Source organism: Bisbaumannia pacifica, from assembly GCF_007989625.1.
Lineage (GTDB): Bacteria > Pseudomonadota > Gammaproteobacteria > Pseudomonadales > Halomonadaceae > Bisbaumannia > Bisbaumannia pacifica.
In genome coordinates, this window is record NZ_BJUK01000006.1 from 52,015 (window position 1) to 66,729 (window position 14,715).

At 69.5% G+C, this 14,715-nt stretch carries 15 protein-coding genes; 6 read left to right on the plus strand and 9 right to left on the minus strand.

Going from position 1 to position 14,715, the window contains the following annotated elements:
* Positions 1-639: a thiol:disulfide interchange protein DsbA/DsbL gene (locus HPA02_RS03695; protein ID WP_146801733.1), complete on the minus strand. Its 639-nt coding sequence runs from the start codon at positions 637-639 to the stop codon at positions 1-3.
* Between the two features lie 155 nt (positions 640-794).
* Positions 795-1,409 (minus strand): c-type cytochrome, encoded by a 615-nt coding sequence (locus tag HPA02_RS03700; RefSeq protein WP_146801734.1) that lies wholly within the window; start codon positions 1,407-1,409, stop codon positions 795-797.
* A 222-nt stretch (positions 1,410-1,631) separates the two neighbouring features.
* On the opposite strand from HPA02_RS03700, the gene yihA reads away from it, so the two are divergent.
* Complete coding sequence (gene yihA, locus HPA02_RS03705; RefSeq protein ID WP_146801735.1) at positions 1,632-2,240, plus strand: ribosome biogenesis GTP-binding protein YihA/YsxC; 609 nt, start codon at positions 1,632-1,634, stop codon at positions 2,238-2,240.
* A 6-nt stretch (positions 2,241-2,246) separates the two neighbouring features.
* On the opposite strand, the gene HPA02_RS03710 is transcribed toward yihA, so the two are convergent.
* From HPA02_RS03710 to argH, 7 genes are read right to left on the minus strand one after another with little or no spacing between them, the layout of a single operon-like run.
* On the minus strand, positions 2,247-2,993 hold the full coding sequence (locus tag HPA02_RS03710) for an HAD family hydrolase (RefSeq protein WP_146801736.1): 747 nt from the start codon (positions 2,991-2,993) through the stop codon (positions 2,247-2,249).
* Entirely contained in the window at positions 2,990-3,910 is a 921-nt protein-coding gene (locus HPA02_RS03715; RefSeq protein WP_146801737.1) for a tyrosine recombinase XerC, read from the minus strand. Before HPA02_RS03715 ends, HPA02_RS03710 begins: the two co-directional genes overlap by 4 nt.
* Complete coding sequence (locus HPA02_RS03720; protein WP_146801738.1) at positions 3,897-4,625, minus strand: DUF484 family protein; 729 nt, start codon at positions 4,623-4,625, stop codon at positions 3,897-3,899. Before HPA02_RS03720 ends, HPA02_RS03715 begins: the two co-directional genes overlap by 14 nt.
* Before the next feature lie 28 nt (positions 4,626-4,653).
* Positions 4,654-5,487 (minus strand): diaminopimelate epimerase, encoded by an 834-nt coding sequence (gene dapF, locus HPA02_RS03725; RefSeq protein ID WP_146801739.1) that lies wholly within the window; start codon positions 5,485-5,487, stop codon positions 4,654-4,656.
* On the minus strand, positions 5,487-6,758 hold the full coding sequence (gene lysA / locus HPA02_RS03730; RefSeq protein WP_146801740.1) for a diaminopimelate decarboxylase: 1,272 nt from the start codon (positions 6,756-6,758) through the stop codon (positions 5,487-5,489). The genes dapF and lysA overlap by 1 nt, the downstream gene beginning before the upstream one ends.
* 1 nt (position 6,759) lies before the next feature.
* On the minus strand, positions 6,760-6,885 hold the full coding sequence (lptM, locus tag HPA02_RS03735) for an LPS translocon maturation chaperone LptM (RefSeq protein WP_146801741.1): 126 nt from the start codon (positions 6,883-6,885) through the stop codon (positions 6,760-6,762).
* Positions 6,885-8,279 (minus strand): argininosuccinate lyase, encoded by a 1,395-nt coding sequence (gene argH, locus HPA02_RS03740; RefSeq protein ID WP_146801742.1) that lies wholly within the window; start codon positions 8,277-8,279, stop codon positions 6,885-6,887. Before argH ends, lptM begins: the two co-directional genes overlap by 1 nt.
* Positions 8,280-8,685: 406 nt before the next feature.
* Between argH and hemC the strand changes: the two genes are divergently transcribed.
* The 5 genes from hemC to HPA02_RS03765 all read left to right on the plus strand — a co-directional run bounded on the left by hemC (position 8,686) and on the right by HPA02_RS03765 (position 14,651).
* Positions 8,686-9,627 (plus strand): hydroxymethylbilane synthase, encoded by a 942-nt coding sequence (gene hemC / locus HPA02_RS03745; RefSeq protein ID WP_146801743.1) that lies wholly within the window; start codon positions 8,686-8,688, stop codon positions 9,625-9,627.
* Positions 9,627-10,421 carry a uroporphyrinogen-III synthase gene (locus HPA02_RS03750; RefSeq protein ID WP_146801744.1) on the plus strand — a complete coding sequence of 265 codons (795 nt, stop codon included), beginning with the start codon at positions 9,627-9,629 and terminating at the stop codon, positions 10,419-10,421. The genes hemC and HPA02_RS03750 overlap by 1 nt, the downstream gene beginning before the upstream one ends.
* A 6-nt stretch (positions 10,422-10,427) precedes the next feature.
* Positions 10,428-11,834 (plus strand): uroporphyrinogen-III C-methyltransferase, encoded by a 1,407-nt coding sequence (locus tag HPA02_RS03755; RefSeq protein ID WP_146801745.1) that lies wholly within the window; start codon positions 10,428-10,430, stop codon positions 11,832-11,834.
* A complete protein-coding gene (locus HPA02_RS03760; RefSeq protein ID WP_146801746.1) occupies positions 11,831-13,054 on the plus strand; it encodes a heme biosynthesis HemY N-terminal domain-containing protein in 1,224 nt (407 codons plus the stop codon). Before HPA02_RS03755 ends, HPA02_RS03760 begins: the two co-directional genes overlap by 4 nt.
* 220 nt (positions 13,055-13,274) lie before the next feature.
* Entirely contained in the window at positions 13,275-14,651 is a 1,377-nt protein-coding gene (locus HPA02_RS03765; RefSeq protein ID WP_146801747.1) for an NCS2 family permease, read from the plus strand.
* Positions 14,652-14,715 lie beyond the last annotated feature (64 nt).

Consider the following 14,715-nt stretch of genomic DNA (forward strand, 5'->3'; position numbering starts at 1 on the left):
TTACTCGCCCCGTTCCTGGCGAACCTTGTCGATCAGCGCCTCGGCGATCTGCGGCATGTTTTCCAGGCTGCCGGCGCTGGAGGGGCTGACCAGGTAGCGGCCATCGATGACCAGGGCCGGGACGCCCATCAGGCGCATGGCGCGCATGCGGGCATGGGCCTGATTGACCTGGGAACGCACGCCGAAGGAGGTCAGGGCCTCCCGGGCCTCGGCTTCGTCGACGCCATGCTCGGCGAAGAAGGCCGCCACCTCGTCGGTGTCGGTCAGGCGCTCGCCCTGCTGGTGAATGGCGTCGAAGATCTCGGCGTGGACCTCCTCGAGGATGCCCAGGTCGTCGGCGGCATAGAAGACGCCGGCATGGGTGTTCCAGTCGCCGCCCATGGTGGCGGGCAGATGCACCACGCTGACGTCGTCGTCCAGGGTGGGGTACCAGTCGGCAAGGCTCGACTGCAGGCGGTAGCAGTGCGGGCAGCCGTACCAGAAGGCCTCGGTGACCTCGATCTGGTCCGCTTCCACCACGGTCGCCACCGGGTTGGCCAGCACCTCGTAGTGTTCGCCCTCCACCAGGGGCGTGGACTGGGCCTGGGCCAGGCCGGCCAGGCCGACGAGTGCCAGGGACGCCATCAGGGGCTTGAGCATGGGGGAGATCTCCTTGGGGCTAAAGGTAACAGGGTTCGCCGGAGGCTGCGTGGCGCGCCGCAGGCTTGGAGCCCTTCCGGGGCCTGAGGTTCCCCGAAAATGACACGGGGCGGCCTGGAATGGCCGCCCCGTGTGTCAGGCGCTAGCGGGCTCGCTTAGTGGAGGCCGAGCACATAGTTGGCCACGGCTTCCATGTCGCGGTCGCTCATCTTGGTGGCGATATCGCGCATGATGGCGTTGGGGTCGTTGGCCCGCTCGCTATCGGCGAAGGCCTGCAGGGTGGCGACGACATAGTCGGGGTGCTGGCCGCTCAGGGCCGGGTAGGCCGCGGAGCCGATGCCCACCCCGGTGGGGCTGTGACAGGCGGCGCAGGCCGGGATGCCCTTGGCCATGTCGCCGGCCCGGTAGAGCTCCTGGCCGCGAGCCACCAGCTCGGCGTCCGGGTCGGCCTGGCCCAGGTTGGCGTCCTGCTGGGCGAAGAAGGCGGCCACGTCCCAGGCGTCCTGATCGCTGAAGTTATCCACCTGCCCGGCCATCTGCGGCACCAGGCGGTTGCCGTCGCGGATATCCATGATCTGCTTGGCCAGGTAGGAGGCCTGCTGCCCCGCCAGATTGGGGAAGGCGGGCGAGATGCTGATGCCCTCCTGACCGTGACAGGCGGCGCAGGTCTGCGCCTTCTCGCGGCCCGCGGCGGGGTCGCCCTGGAGGTCGGCGTGGGCCACGCCCACTGCGCCCATGGTCAGGGCCAGGCTTGCCAGTAACTTTCTCATCGCTAATCCACTATGCCATTGATTGTTGACCGGAACGTATCCTGGGCGCCGCCCGCTGTCCATGCTGCGCCGCGAGGGCGCGGGTCGTTGTCGGCGAGAGCAGGGTGGTACACTAACGTGTCCCAGGTCGCTGAAAAATACAGGGCATTATAACGACTCGCCAGGGCGAGGTGAATCTGCCCGACCTGCCACCTAAGCCGAACTTTCGCCAGGATCCCATCGATGCCGTCTCTTAACTACCAGACCGCCCGCTTTCTCACCAGTGCGCCGACCCTGGCCCAGTGCCCGCCGGACGAGGGGCGCGAGGTGGCCTTCGCCGGGCGCTCCAACGCCGGCAAGTCCAGCGCCATCAACACCCTGACCCAGCAGAAGGCGCTGGCGCGGACCTCCAAGACCCCGGGGCGTACCCAGTTGATCAACTTCTTCTCCCTGGGCGAGGAGACCGGCCGGCGCCTGGTGGACCTGCCCGGCTACGGCTTCGCCAAGGTGCCGGAGAAGGTCAAGCTGGAGTGGCAGCGCCACCTGGGCGAGTACCTGCGCGGTCGCGCCTGCCTGGCCGGTTTGGTGCTGGTGATGGACGTGCGCCACCCGCTCACCGAGTTCGACCAGATGATGCTGGGTTGGGCCGACGAGCAGTCGATGCCGGTGCATATCCTGCTGACCAAGGCCGACAAGCTGAAGAGCGGCGCCGCCAAGTCGGCCCTGCTGCAGGTGCGCCGGCGCCTGCAGGAGTGGGAAGACCTGGTCAGCGTCCAGCTCTTCTCGGCCCTCAAGCGTGAGGGCGTCGAGGAGGCCCGGGTGCGGCTGGACGGCTGGCTGGCCGAAGGCTGAGGGGCGTTACGCCTGGCCCCGCAGGCGCGCCAGTAACGCCGGCAGCTCGCGCACATGGGTGAGGCGATGCACGCCCTCCGGCAGGGCCTCGCCCGCTGCCTGGTCGTGACGGTCGATCCAGGCCACCCGCATGCCCAGGCGGCGTGCCGGCAGCACGTCCTCCTTCCAGGAGTCGCCCACGTGCAGGGCCCGCGAGGGGGCGCTGTCGAGGCGCGCCAAGGCGGCCAGGAAGGGCCGCGCATCGGGCTTGGGCGCGAGCAGCTCGCCGGCGATGATCGACACCGGGAAATGGCGCACCAGGGGCAGCCGGTTGAGGTCGACGTTGCCGTTGGTGATGGTGGCCAGGCGATACTCCCCCGCCAGTCCCTCCAGCAGGGCATCCACCTCCGGGTAGGGGGCGAGGCGGTGGCGCAGCTCGAGGAAGCGTTCCATGGCCGCGGTGGCCCACATCTCCGCTTCCCGGGGAGGCAGGCCATAGGCCTCCAGTAACTCATAGAGGCTGCGGTTGCGAATCCAGGTGAAGTCGCCGCGGCGCAACGGGAAGCGCCGCGCCACCTCGCCGCGGTGCTGCACATAGGCGGGCAGCGGGAAGCGCTCGCCATAGCGGCCCAGGCGCTCCAGGCGCGCCTCCAGCCAGGTGCTCAGGGCACTGTCCAGCCAGTGGTAGTGTCCCTGCTCGGCGTGCTCCATCACCGGGCCGTTGTCCCACAGGGTGTCGTCCAGATCGAAGGTCAGGGTATCGAGGCGCGTCATGGGTCATCCTGGCCGCCCTCGGGGCGGCGTCGTGCGCGTGGATGGGCGGCATCGTAGCTGGCGGCTAGGTGCTGCCAGTCGAGGCGAGTATAGACCTGGGTGGTGCTTAGGTTGGCATGGCCCAGCAGCTCCTGCACCGCGCGCAGGTCCTGGCTCGACTCCAGTAGGTGGCTGGCGAAGGAGTGGCGCAGGCGGTGGGGATGCAGGTGCTCGGCGAGGCCGCGCTCCCGGGCCAGCTTGGCCAGGCGTAGCTGGATGGCGCGGTGGCCCAGGCGGCTGCCCCGCCGGCCGACAAAGAGCGCCGGCTCACCCTCGTTGGCCAGCTGGCCACGCACCGGCAACCAGGCGTCCAGGGCCTGGCGGGCCCGTCGCCCGATGGGCAGCTGGCGCGGCTTGGCGCCCTTGCCCAGTACCCGCAGGCGGCGCGGCTGGAGGTCGTCCAGGTCGAGGCCGGCCAGCTCCGCCAGGCGCAGGCCGCAGGAGTAGAAGAGCTCCAGCATGGCCTGGTCGCGGCGCGCCAGGGGCGAGTCGTCGTGGGGCGTATCGAGGAAGCGCGCCAGCTGGTCCACGTCCACCGGCTTGGGCAGGTGGCGGGGCTGGCGAGGCGCCTGGGAGAGGCGCACCGGGTCGTGATCGAGGCGGCCGGTCGCTACCAGGTGAGCCGCGAAGCGTGACAGGGCGGCGCGGCGCCGCGCCAGGCTGCGCGGCGCCAGGCCCCGGGCCCGCTCCTGGCCCAGGAAGCGCCGCACCAGGGCGGCGTCGAGCGCGCCCCAGTCGGCGAGTCCGGTCTCCTCGGCGAAGGCCTGGAAGGCGCTCAGGTCGCGGCGGTAGGCGGCCAGGGTGGCCGGGCTCGCCTCCCGCGCCAGGCCGCCGAGGAAGGCCTCAAGGGCGTCGGCGAGGGCCTCAGCGGGAGGCATCCCCGGCCCTCCCGTGGTGCACCAGCAGCCGTGCCACCACCTCGCCGAGGTACTCGGTGAAGAGGGTGTCGAGGCTGGCGCGGAAGTGCTCGGTGTCGTGGCTGGCCAGCACCAGGTAGCCCAGCGGCTCGCCCAGGGTCAGCCGGGTGATCACGCAGGAGCCGGCCTGGCTCGGCGCCTTGGCGTGGGGCAGCAGCAGCTTCCAGTCGGTGGCGGAGAGCCGACAGCAGCGGCTGTTGCGGCCCTCGAGCAGGGCGCCGAGGCGTTGCCCGGCGGTGTCGTCGAGCACCTGGCGGGGCGCCTGGGGCGGGCGCGGTTCCCGGTCGGTGAGGCTGGCCGGGCACCACAGGGCCACGGCACCGGTCTGGAACTGCTCGGCGAGCTGGGTTGCCAGGGTCTGGCCCAGGGCGTCGCCATCCTCGGCCTCCAGCAGCGCCAGCACCAGGGCCCGGGTGCGGCGATACTGGCCCTCGTTGTGGCGGGCCGAGTCGAGCAACTGCTCCAGGCGCCACTCGGCGGTCTCGGCCCGCTCGCGCAGGTCATGAACCAGGCGCTCCAGCAGCGAGACGGCGCCGCGCCCCTCCGGGTGAGGCACCTTGAGCTGCTGCAGGAGCCCCTCGCGGCCGACGAAGAAGTCGGGATGACGGGCCAGCCAGTGGGCGACCCGGTCCGGGTCGAGGGTCTGGCGGGGCTCGGGGGCCTGGGCACGCGTCATGGGCAGCTCCTCGTCATGGTGATGCGGTTCAGTTCAGGGGGACCCGGCCCTCGAAGACCCGCTCCGCGGGGCCGGTCATGATCAGGGGCGCGTCGTTGCCGGCCCACTCGATGGTCAGGCTGCCACCGGGCAGGCGTACCGTCACCGGGCTCTCCAGCAGGCCCTGGCGGATGCCGCTGGCCACCGCGGCGCAGGCGCCGGTGCCACAGGCCAGGGTCTCGCCGCTGCCGCGCTCGTAGACCCGCAGGCGGATCTCGTGGGGCGAGACCACCTGCATAAAGCCGGCGTTGACCCGCTTGGGGAAGCGCGGGTGGGACTCGATGGCCGGCCCTAGCCGGGCCACCGGAGCATTGTCTACGTCATCGACCCGCAGCACCGCATGGGGGTTGCCCATGGAGACCACGCCGACCTCGAGGCGCTCGCCCTCCACCTCCAGGGCGTGACGCGGCAGGTCCTGGGCGGCCTCGAAGGGCAACGCCTCGGGGGCGAAGCGCGGCGCACCCATGTCGACGCTGACCCGGCCATCCTCCTGGACCACCAGGGTCAGGGGGCCGCCGGCGGTCTCGACGCGGATCTCGTGCTTGTGGGTCAGGCGCTGGTCGCGCACGAAGCGGGCGAAGCAGCGCGCGCCGTTGCCGCAGTTCTCCACCTCGCTGCCGTCGGCGTTGAAGATGCGATAGCGGAAGTCCAGGTCCGGGTCCCGGGGCGGCTCGACGATCAGCAACTGATCGAAGCCGATGCCGAAGTGACGATCGGCCAGTTGGCGGATCTGCTCGTCGCGCAGCCGCGCCCGCTGGGTGACCAGATCGACGACCATGAAGTCGTTGCCCAGGCCATGCATCTTGGTGAAGTGCAGCAGCATCAGTCCGCGGCCTCCGGCAGCAGCGCCTCGCCTTCCCACAGCGCCTCGAGGCGCTCGCGGCGGCGCACCAGGTGGGCCTGGTCGCTATCCACCATCACCTCGGCGGGACGCGGGCGGCTATTGTAGGTGGAGGCCATCACGAAGCCGTAGGCCCCGGCGGAGCGCACCGCCAGCAGGTCGCCCTCGGCGATGGCCAGGTCGCGATCCTTGCCGAGGAAGTCGCCGGTCTCGCAGACCGGGCCCACCACGTCATAGGTGGCGCTCTCCCGGGACACTCGGGTATCCACCGGCAGGATGCGCTGCCAGGCCTGGTAGAGGGCGGGGCGGATCAGGTCGTTCATGCCGGCGTCGACGATGGCGAAGTTCTTGGTCTCGCCGGGCTTGAGGTACTCGACCCGGGTCAGCAGTACCCCGGCATTGGCGGCGATGGAGCGCCCCGGCTCGAACAGCAGGGTCAGGCGCTCGCCGCCGGGCCAGGCGGCCAGGCGTTCGAGCAGGGCGCGGGCATAGTCGAAGGGCGCCGGCGGGCGCTCGTCCTGGTAAGGCACGCCGAGGCCGCCGCCGAGGTCCAGGTGCTCGATCTCGATGCCCGCCTCGCGCAGCCGCTCGAGCAGTACCAGCAGGCGATCCAGGGCATCGAGGAAGGGCGCGAGCTCGGTGAGCTGGGAGCCGATATGACAGTCCAGGCCGCTGACGCGGATATTCGGCAGGCGCGCGGCGAGCTCGTAGACGCCCAGGGCCTCGTCCACCGGGATGCCGAACTTGTTGTCCTTGAGGCCGGTGGAGATATAGGGGTGGGTGCCGGCGTCCACGTCGGGATTGACCCGCAGCGAGACCGGCGCCACCTTGCCGAGGCGCCCGGCCACGGCATCGAGACGCTCGAGCTCCGGGCGCGATTCGACGTTGAAGCACTTGATGCCCGCCTCCAGGGCGCGGGCCATCTCCGCCTCCTGCTTGGCGACCCCGGAGAAGACCACCTTGGCCGGGTCGCCGCCGGCGGCCAGCACCCGCTCCAGCTCGCCCACCGAGACGATGTCGAAGCCGGCGCCGAGGCGCGCCAGCAGGCCCAGCACCGCCAGGTTGGCGTTGGCCTTGACCGCATAGCAGATCAGGTGGGGGTGGCTACCCAGCGCCTCGGTGTAGGCGCGGAAGTGGCGCTCCAGGGTGGCCCGGGAATAGACATAGCAGGGGGTGCCGAAGCGCTCGGCGATCTCCGCCAGGGGCACGTCCTCGGCATACAGGGCACCGTCGCGGTACTCGAAATGATCCATCTTAGGCCTCGTCGTCGGTGGGGGCCGCCGCCTCGGGGGGCGTCGTCTCCGGCAAATACAGGGGCCCCTTCTGGCCGCAGCCGGCCAGCAGCATCAGCACCAGGAGCCCCAGGGTCAGCCGAGCCATCAGCGCAGCGCCTTCAGGGCGTCGCGGGCCCGTTGGGCGGCGGCGCGGACCTGATCGGGGGCGGTGCCGCCGATATGGTTGCGGGCCGCCACCGAGCCTTCCAGGGTCAGCACCTCGAAGACATCCGCCTCGATCACCTCGGAGAACTGGCGCAGCTCGTCGAGAGTCATCTCGGAGAGGTCCTTGGCTTCGCGGATGCCGAAGGCCACCGATTCACCGACGATCTCGTGGGCGTCGCGGAAGGCCACGCCCTTGCGCACCAGGTAGTCGGCCAGGTCGGTGGCGGTGGAGAAGCCCTTGCGGGCGGCCTCGCGCATGCTGTTGGCCTTGGCCTCGATGGCCGGCACCATGTCGGCGAAGGCCTTGAGGCAGTCCTTGACGGTGTCCAGGGTGTCGAACAGCGGCTCCTTGTCCTCCTGGTTGTCCTTGTTGTAGGCCAGCGGCTGGGACTTCATCAGGGTCAGCAGGCCCATCAGGTGGCCGTAGACGCGGCCCGACTTGCCGCGCACCAGCTCCGGCACGTCCGGGTTCTTCTTCTGCGGCATGATCGAGGAGCCGGTGCAGAAGCGGTCGGGCAGGTCGATAAAGTCGAACTGGGCGCTGGTCCACAGCACCAGCTCCTCACTCATCCGCGACATATGCATCAAGAGCAGGCTGGCGAAGCTGGTGAACTCGATGGCGAAGTCGCGATCGCTGACCGCGTCCAGGCTGTTCTCCGCCGGGCGCTCGAAGCCCAGCAGCTCGGCGGTGACGTGGCGGTCGATGGGGTAGGTGGTGCCGGCCAGCGCCGCCGCGCCCAGGGGCATGACGTTGACCCGCTTGCGGCAGTCGAGCAGGCGCTCGTGATCCCGGGCCAGCATCTCCTGCCAGGCCAGCAGGTGGTGGCCGAAGGTCACCGGCTGGGCGGTCTGCAGGTGGGTGAAGCCGGGCATGATGGTCTCGGCCTCGCGATCGGCCAGTTCGATCAGGCCCTCGCGCAGGCGCGCCAGCTCGGCGCCGACGAGATCGATCTCGTCGCGCAGGAAGAGGCGGATATCGGTGGCCACCTGGTCGTTACGGGAACGGCCGGTATGCAGCTTCTTGCCGGTGATGCCGATCTTGTCGGTGAGCCGCGCCTCGATGTTCATGTGCACGTCTTCGAGCTTCACCGACCAGGGGAACTCGCCGCGGTGGATCTCCTCGTTGATCTCGCCCAGGCCGGCGACGATGGCGTCGCGCTCGGCATCGGTGAGCACCCCGACCCGGGCCAGCATGGTGGCGTGGGCGATGGAGCCCTGGATATCGTGGTGGGCCAGGCGTTGGTCGAAGTCCACCGAGGCGGTGAAGCGTTCGACGAAGGCATCGGTGGGCTCGCTGAAACGGCCGCCCCAGGACTGGTTGGTCGACTTCGTCATCGGAGGAGAAATCCTGCAAGTTGGCTGACAAGGTAATGCCTGGCAGTGTACCAGAGTCGACGGGGCAGGCCATGCCGGCGTCGCTCGTGACGGGCACAGTACTCGGGGCGTTCTCAGGGCTATCGCAGTCGAAAGGACAGATGGGCGCTGGGGGCAGGCCAGAGCAAAGCGTCTTTATCATGGACGATAAAGTCGAGCTTCCAGGGAAGGATTCACAGCGTCTTTGCGAGTCCTGCCCCCAGGAAGTCCCCGACAGGGGGGTAAGTGCTAGCTGCAATAGCCCGGGTGCCATTTTTCCTTATCTGGCGACTGCTTTATGATGGAGTAATAAAAGCGGGGCTCGGTCCCGCGCCAACGATTCATGGGGATGCCCGCCAAGGTGCGGGCCCCGCGACGGGAGAACCACGTGTCCGCCATCACTACCCTGCGCATCGCCACCCGCAAGAGCCTGCTGGCCCTATGGCAGGCCGAGCATGTCCGCGACCGCCTCCAGGCGATTCATCCCGGCCTCGAGGTGGAGCTGGTGGCCATGTCGACCCGCGGCGACCAGATCCTCGATGCGCCCCTGGCCAAGGTCGGCGGCAAGGGGCTCTTCGTCAAGGAGCTGGAGGAGGCGATGCTGGACGGACGGGCCGATATCGCCGTGCACTCCATGAAGGACGTGCCCATGCACTTCCCCGAAGGGCTGGGGCTGTCGGTGATCCTCGAGGGTGCCGAGCCCACCGACGCCTTCGTCTCCAACCGGTATGCCGGCCTCGATGAGCTGCCCGAGGGGGCGCGCATCGGCACCTCCAGCCTGCGCCGCGGGTTGCAGATGAAAGAGGCGCGTCCGGACCTGGAGGTCCTCAACCTGCGCGGCAACGTCCAGACCCGATTGGGCAAGCTCGATGCCGGCGACTTCGATGCCATTATCCTCGCCACCTCCGGGCTGCGTCGCCTGGGCCTGGGCGAGCGCATCGCCATGGAGCTGCCCCCCGAGGTATGCCTGCCGGCCTGCGGCCAGGGGGCCCTGGGCATAGAGTGCCGCACCCATGACGCCGACCTGGTGGCGCTGCTGGCGCCGCTGGATGATCCGGAGACCGCCACCCGGGTGCGCGCCGAGCGGGCCATGAACACCCGCCTGGAGGGCGGGTGTCAGGTGCCCATCGGCGGCCATGCGATCCTCGAGGACGACGGTCGTACCCTGTGGCTGCGGGCCCTGGTGGGCAGCCCCGATGGTACCCGGGTGCTGCGCGCCGAGGGCCGTGGTTCCGCCTTCGAACCTGAGACCCTGGGCATCCGGGTCGCCGAGGATCTGCTCGCCCAGGGCGCCGGCGAGATCCTCGCCGAGGTCTACGGCGATAGCTGATGAGCCGGGCGTCGCGGGTACTGATTACCCGACCCGGGGAGCGTGCACGGCCCTTGCTGGCGGCCCTGGACGGTCTGGGCGTGGCGGGCGTCGCCCTGGAGGTGATGCGCCTGGAGGCGCTGCCGGAAACTCAGGCGCAGCGCAGCGCCTGGCTCGACTTCGATGAATTCCGGCATGTCATCGTGGTCAGCCCCTTCGCCGCCGACTGCCTGGCCGAGGCCCTCGATCGTTACTGGCCCCAGCTGCCGCTGGGGCCACGCTTTTATGCGGTGGGTGGCGCCACCGCCGAGCGACTGCATCGGCTGCTGGGGGTGGGGGTACGGGTGCCGCCGCCGGGCCAGGGCGATACCAGTGAGGCACTGCTGACCCTGGCCGGGCTGCGCCGGCTCGATGAACAGAAGGTACTGCTGGTGGCCGGCGAAGGGGGGCGGCCGCTGCTGGCCGAGACCCTGGCCGCCCGTGGCGCCCGGGTCACGCGTCTGGCACTCTATCGACGACGGTGCCTGCCGCCCGCGCCCGAGGCGGTGGACTGGCTGGCCCGGGGCGACTACCGGGCGCTGGTGATCACCAGTGGCGAGCTGCTCGAGCACCTCGCCCCCTGGTGCGGCGAAGCGGCGTTGAACCAACCGCTAATCGTATCGAGCCCCCGCCTGGCTACACTGGCCGGTAGCCTGGGGTTCACCAAGCTTCATACGGCTACGGGAGCCACCCCGGCCGCCTTGGCGGCCGCCGTGGCCGGGGCCTGCAACCTGGATGGCGCCGAACCCGATCATGACGATCTCGACAAGGGCTAGCGATAGATGAGCAAGCAACCACAAGATCAGGACGAACGGCAGGCGCCCGGCGCCGCCTCCCAAGATGCCGCCGAGCAGGCGAGCGAGGCCAGCCAGGCGGAGTCAGGCAAGGGGCGCAGCGGCGGGCGACGCCGACGCGGCGGCCAGGGCAACTTGTCCCGGGCCGGTGGCACCGCCCAGGGGCAGGCCGCCAAGGCGAGCGAGGCGGCGGATACCCGCACCGACTCCTCGACCGCCGGCGCGGCGACGCCCGACAAGCCGGCAGCGACCAAGGCCGGCGCCACCAAGGGGGGCGCCGACAAGCCCCATGCCGGCGGCAAGGCGGCTTCCGGCAAGGCATCCGGTGGCGGACAGGGCGGCACGCCGCCCGGTGCCCCCCAGCGCGCCGGAGGTAAGGCCGGCCCGATCGCCCTGGTGTTGGTGGTGGTACTGGCCCTGGTAGGCCTGGTGCTGGGCTGGATGGGCTGGCAGACCCTGGAGGCGCAGCGCGAGCGCCTGGCCGGCGCCGAGGCGGAACTGGCCGAGCTACGCTCCCTGGGCGACCTGGAGGCGCGGCTGAGCGAGCAGGCCGAAGAGCGGCGTGCCGCCCTGAGCGGCGAGGTGGCGAGCCTGGAGGGCGAGTTCGAGACCTACCGCGGCGAAGTGAACGAGGCCCTGGATCGGGTGCTGGCGGAGCTGGCCCAGCAGCAGAACGCCGACGAGCGGGAATGGCTGCATGCTGAGGCGGCCTATCTGCTGCGCCTGGCCAATCAGCGGGTGCAGCTGGAGCGCGACCCGCAAGGGGCCGCGGCCCTGCTGCGCACCGCCGATGCGCGGCTGCGCGAGGCCGACAATCCGGCCCTGTTGCCGGTGCGACGCGCCCTGGCCGCCGAGCTGGCCGCCCTGGACGCGGTGCCGCGGGTCGACCGTACCGGCCTCTACCTGGCCCTGAATGCCCAGCAGGAGCAGCTGGCGACCCTGCCGCTCTCCCAGGACGTGGAGGCGCTGGCACTGGAGATCGGCAATGGCGAGGCGCCCAGCGGCGGCTGGCGCGAGCAGCTGGGGCGCTTCGCCGGCGAACTGCGCTCCCTGGTCACGGTGCGCCAGCATGACGAGGCCCTGGAGGCGCTGATCGCCCCCGACCAGGAGGCCTACCTGCGCCAGAACGTGCGGCTGCTGATCGAACAGGCCCAACTGGCCCTGCTCAAGGAGGAAGCGACCCTCTATCGCGCCAGCCTCGACGAGGCCATCGCCCTGGTGGAGGACTATTACGCCACCGACCGCGAGGCGGTGCAGGCCTCCCTGGCGCGCCTGGCGGAGCTTCGCGAGCAGGCGGTGCGCCCCGAACTGCCCGATATCAGTGCTTCCCAGCAGGCCCTGAACCGTTTTATCGACAGCCGCTTCGGCGGTGCCGAGGAGGCGGATGAGTCATGAGAAAGCTGATCCTGCTCGTCGTCGTCGGCCTGGCGGTCGGCGCCCTCTTCGGCCAGTTGATGCAGTCCTTCCCGGGCTACTGGCTGATCCGCGTCGGCGACACCTCGGTGCAGACCTCCTTCTGGTTCGGCCTGGTGCTGCTGCTGGTGAGTTTCCTGGTGCTGCACTTCGCGCTGCGGGTCCTGGCGCGACTGCGGCGTCCGGTCAGCCGCCTCAAGCTGTGGAATAGCCGCTCACGCAATCGCACCGCCATGAAGCGTACCGTGCGTGGCCTGGTGGCCCTGGCCGAGGGGCGCTGGAAGCGGGCCGAGAAGTCGCTGGTCAAGGCCGCCGATGATTCCAGCACGCCCCTGGTCAACTACCTCTCCGCGGCCCTGGCGGCCCACTATCAGGGGCGCTACGAGCAGGCCGACACCCTGCTCAAGCGGGCGCACCTGAGCACCGAGGGGGCCGATACCGCCGTGGGCATGATGCAGGCGCAGCTGATGCTGGATCGCCAGCAGTACGAGGAGGCCCTGGCCACCCTGACGCGCCTCGACAAGCAGCTGCCGGACCACCCGCAGGTGCTCAAGCAGCTCAAGCAGGCCTACCTCAGCGTCAGCGATTGGGACGGCCTGCGCCGCCTGATGCCGCGCCTGTCGGCGCAGCAGCTGATCGCCGAGGAGGAGCGTCACGAGCTGGAGAAGCGCGCCTATCGCGAGCTGCTGACCCAGGCCGCGCGTCACCCCGAGGACGTGGAGCGGGTGCGTAACCTGTGGGCGGATATGCCCGACGGCCTGCGCGGCGACGTGGAGCTGGTGGTGCTCTATGCCGAGGCCCTGGTGCGCGGCAAGCAGGAGGGCATCGCCGAACGCCTGCTGCGCCACTCCCTCAAGGTCTGCTGGGACCCGCGCCTGGTGCTGCGCTACGGCCTGCTCAGCGTCGATCCGGCGCGTCAGCTGGTGTATGCCGAGAAGTGGCTGCAGGAGCGTCCTAATGACCCGGACCTGCTGCTGACCCTGGGACGGTTGTCGCTGCGCAATGCCTACTGGGGCAAGGCCCAGGAGTATTTCGAGGCCAGCCAGCGTCAGCGCCCCAGCGGTGTGGTCTGCGCCGAGCTGGCTCGGCTCTATGCCAACCTGGGCGAGCACAACAAGAGTCAACTCTATTACCGTCAGAGCGTCGAGCTGCTCGACAAGTCGCTGCCGGCGCTGCCCCAGCCCAGCGATCGGGACGACTGACCTTAGCTATCCATTCGCTTTGCTCTCCTGGGCGCCTACGGGCGCCCTTTTTTCTGCGCGCCATCCGCCCGGGTCGGCCGGCGGTGGCGTTGCAGTATGGGGATGGCAAATAGGCCCTATCAGGATGGCGACTTGTCCGCTTGGTCAACACTGGCTAGGCTGACCATGTTGACCGAATGGTCAGTTCCTCTGCCATCCCAAGAACAAAGAGGCCATGACAATGACTCAGAGCTCCACCGTCCGTGACGAGGCGGCCAACGAGGGAGCGCCGACGGCTGCCGCCTCGGCCCCCTGGCTGGATACCTACTTCGGCGTGACTCGGCGTGGCTCCAGCCTGCGCACCGAGATCCTCGCCGGCATCGCCACCTTCCTGGCGTCCATGTATATCATCGTGGTCAACCCGGCGATCCTCTCCGATGCCGGGATTCCCTTCTCGGCGGCCCTGACCGCCACCGTGCTGATCAGCTTCCTGAGCAGCCTGGCGATGGGCCTCTATGCCCGCAATCCCATCCTGGTGGCCCCTGGCATGGGCATGAATGCGCTGTTCACCTACACCCTGGTGCTGGGGGCGGGCCTCTCCTGGGAGGTGGCCCTGGGCTGCGTCTTCTGGTCCGGGGTGCTGTTCGCCCTGCTGGCGGTATTCAATGTGCGCAAGGCGATCATCGAGGCGATTCCCGCCTCGCTGCGCTATGCCATCACCTGCGGCATCGGCCTCTTCATCACCTTTATCGGCTTCAAGAATGCCGGCTTTATCGTCGCCAATCCGGCGACCCTGGTCTCCCTGGGCAGCATGGACCCCATGCTGATCACCTTCTTCCTGGGGCTGATGGCCACCGCCATCCTGGTGATCCTGCGCGCCGGGGGCGCCCTGATCCTGGGGATCGCCATCACCACCCTGATGTCCCTGCCCATGGGGCGGCTGTGGGGCGAAGAGGTGATCGTCGAGTGGGCCGGCCTGGCCGCCTGGCCGGACTTCGGTGCGGTGATGCAGGTGGATATCATCGGCGCCCTCGAGGTGGCCTATCTGCCCTTTATCTTCGTGATGCTGTTCACCAACTTCTTCGATGCGCTCTCCTGCTTCATGGCGCTGTCGGAGTCCGCCAACCTCAAGGACAAGGATGGCAATCCGCGCAACCTCAAGCGCTCCATGACGGTGGATGCCTTCGCCTCGATGATCGCCGCCCCGCTGGGCACCAGCGCCGCCCAGACCTTTATCGAGTCCGGCGCCGGCGTCGCCCAGGGCGGTCGCACCGGCCTGGTGGCGGTGACCATCGCCCTGCTGTTCCTGCCCTTCCTGTTCCTGTCGCCGCTGCTCTCTCTGGTGCCGAGCATCGCCACCGCGCCGGCGCTGGTATTGGTGGGGCTGTTTATGCTGGCGCCGATCACCAAGATCGACTGGACCCGTTACGATCAGGCCTTCCCCGCCTTCCTGGCGATCATCCTGATGCCGTTGACTTACTCCATCACCTTAGGGATAGCCTTCGGCTTCCTCAGCTTCGTGCTGATCAAGCTGGCCACCGGTCGCCTGGAGGAGATCAAGCCGGCGATGTGGGTCTCGGCGGCGCTTAGCGTGCTGATGCTGGTGACCACCCACTGACGACGCCTGCGCATCCCGAACGCACGGGGGCGGCTCCTAAGAGCCGCCCCCGTGGCGTTTCAAG

Bases quoted from the DNA above. Each gene is read 5' to 3' on its own strand.
- HPA02_RS03695 (WP_146801733.1), bottom strand. From the start codon at position 639: ATGCTCAAGCCCCTGATGGCGTCCCTGGCACTCGTCGGCCTGGCCGGC.
- HPA02_RS03700 (WP_146801734.1), bottom strand. From the start codon at position 1,409: ATGAGAAAGTTACTGGCAAGCCTGGCCCTGACCATGGGCGCAGTGGGC.
- yihA (WP_146801735.1), top strand. From the start codon at position 1,632: ATGCCGTCTCTTAACTACCAGACCGCCCGCTTTCTCACCAGTGCGCCG.
- HPA02_RS03710 (WP_146801736.1), bottom strand. From the start codon at position 2,993: ATGACGCGCCTCGATACCCTGACCTTCGATCTGGACGACACCCTGTGG.
- HPA02_RS03715 (WP_146801737.1), bottom strand. From the start codon at position 3,910: ATGCCTCCCGCTGAGGCCCTCGCCGACGCCCTTGAGGCCTTCCTCGGC.
- HPA02_RS03720 (WP_146801738.1), bottom strand. From the start codon at position 4,625: ATGACGCGTGCCCAGGCCCCCGAGCCCCGCCAGACCCTCGACCCGGAC.
- dapF (WP_146801739.1), bottom strand. From the start codon at position 5,487: ATGCTGCTGCACTTCACCAAGATGCATGGCCTGGGCAACGACTTCATG.
- lysA (WP_146801740.1), bottom strand. From the start codon at position 6,758: ATGGATCATTTCGAGTACCGCGACGGTGCCCTGTATGCCGAGGACGTG.
- lptM (WP_146801741.1), bottom strand. From the start codon at position 6,885: ATGGCTCGGCTGACCCTGGGGCTCCTGGTGCTGATGCTGCTGGCCGGC.
- argH (WP_146801742.1), bottom strand. From the start codon at position 8,279: ATGACGAAGTCGACCAACCAGTCCTGGGGCGGCCGTTTCAGCGAGCCC.
- HPA02_RS03750 (WP_146801744.1), top strand. From the start codon at position 9,627: ATGAGCCGGGCGTCGCGGGTACTGATTACCCGACCCGGGGAGCGTGCA.
- HPA02_RS03755 (WP_146801745.1), top strand. From the start codon at position 10,428: ATGAGCAAGCAACCACAAGATCAGGACGAACGGCAGGCGCCCGGCGCC.
- HPA02_RS03760 (WP_146801746.1), top strand. From the start codon at position 11,831: ATGAGAAAGCTGATCCTGCTCGTCGTCGTCGGCCTGGCGGTCGGCGCC.
- HPA02_RS03765 (WP_146801747.1), top strand. From the start codon at position 13,275: ATGACTCAGAGCTCCACCGTCCGTGACGAGGCGGCCAACGAGGGAGCG.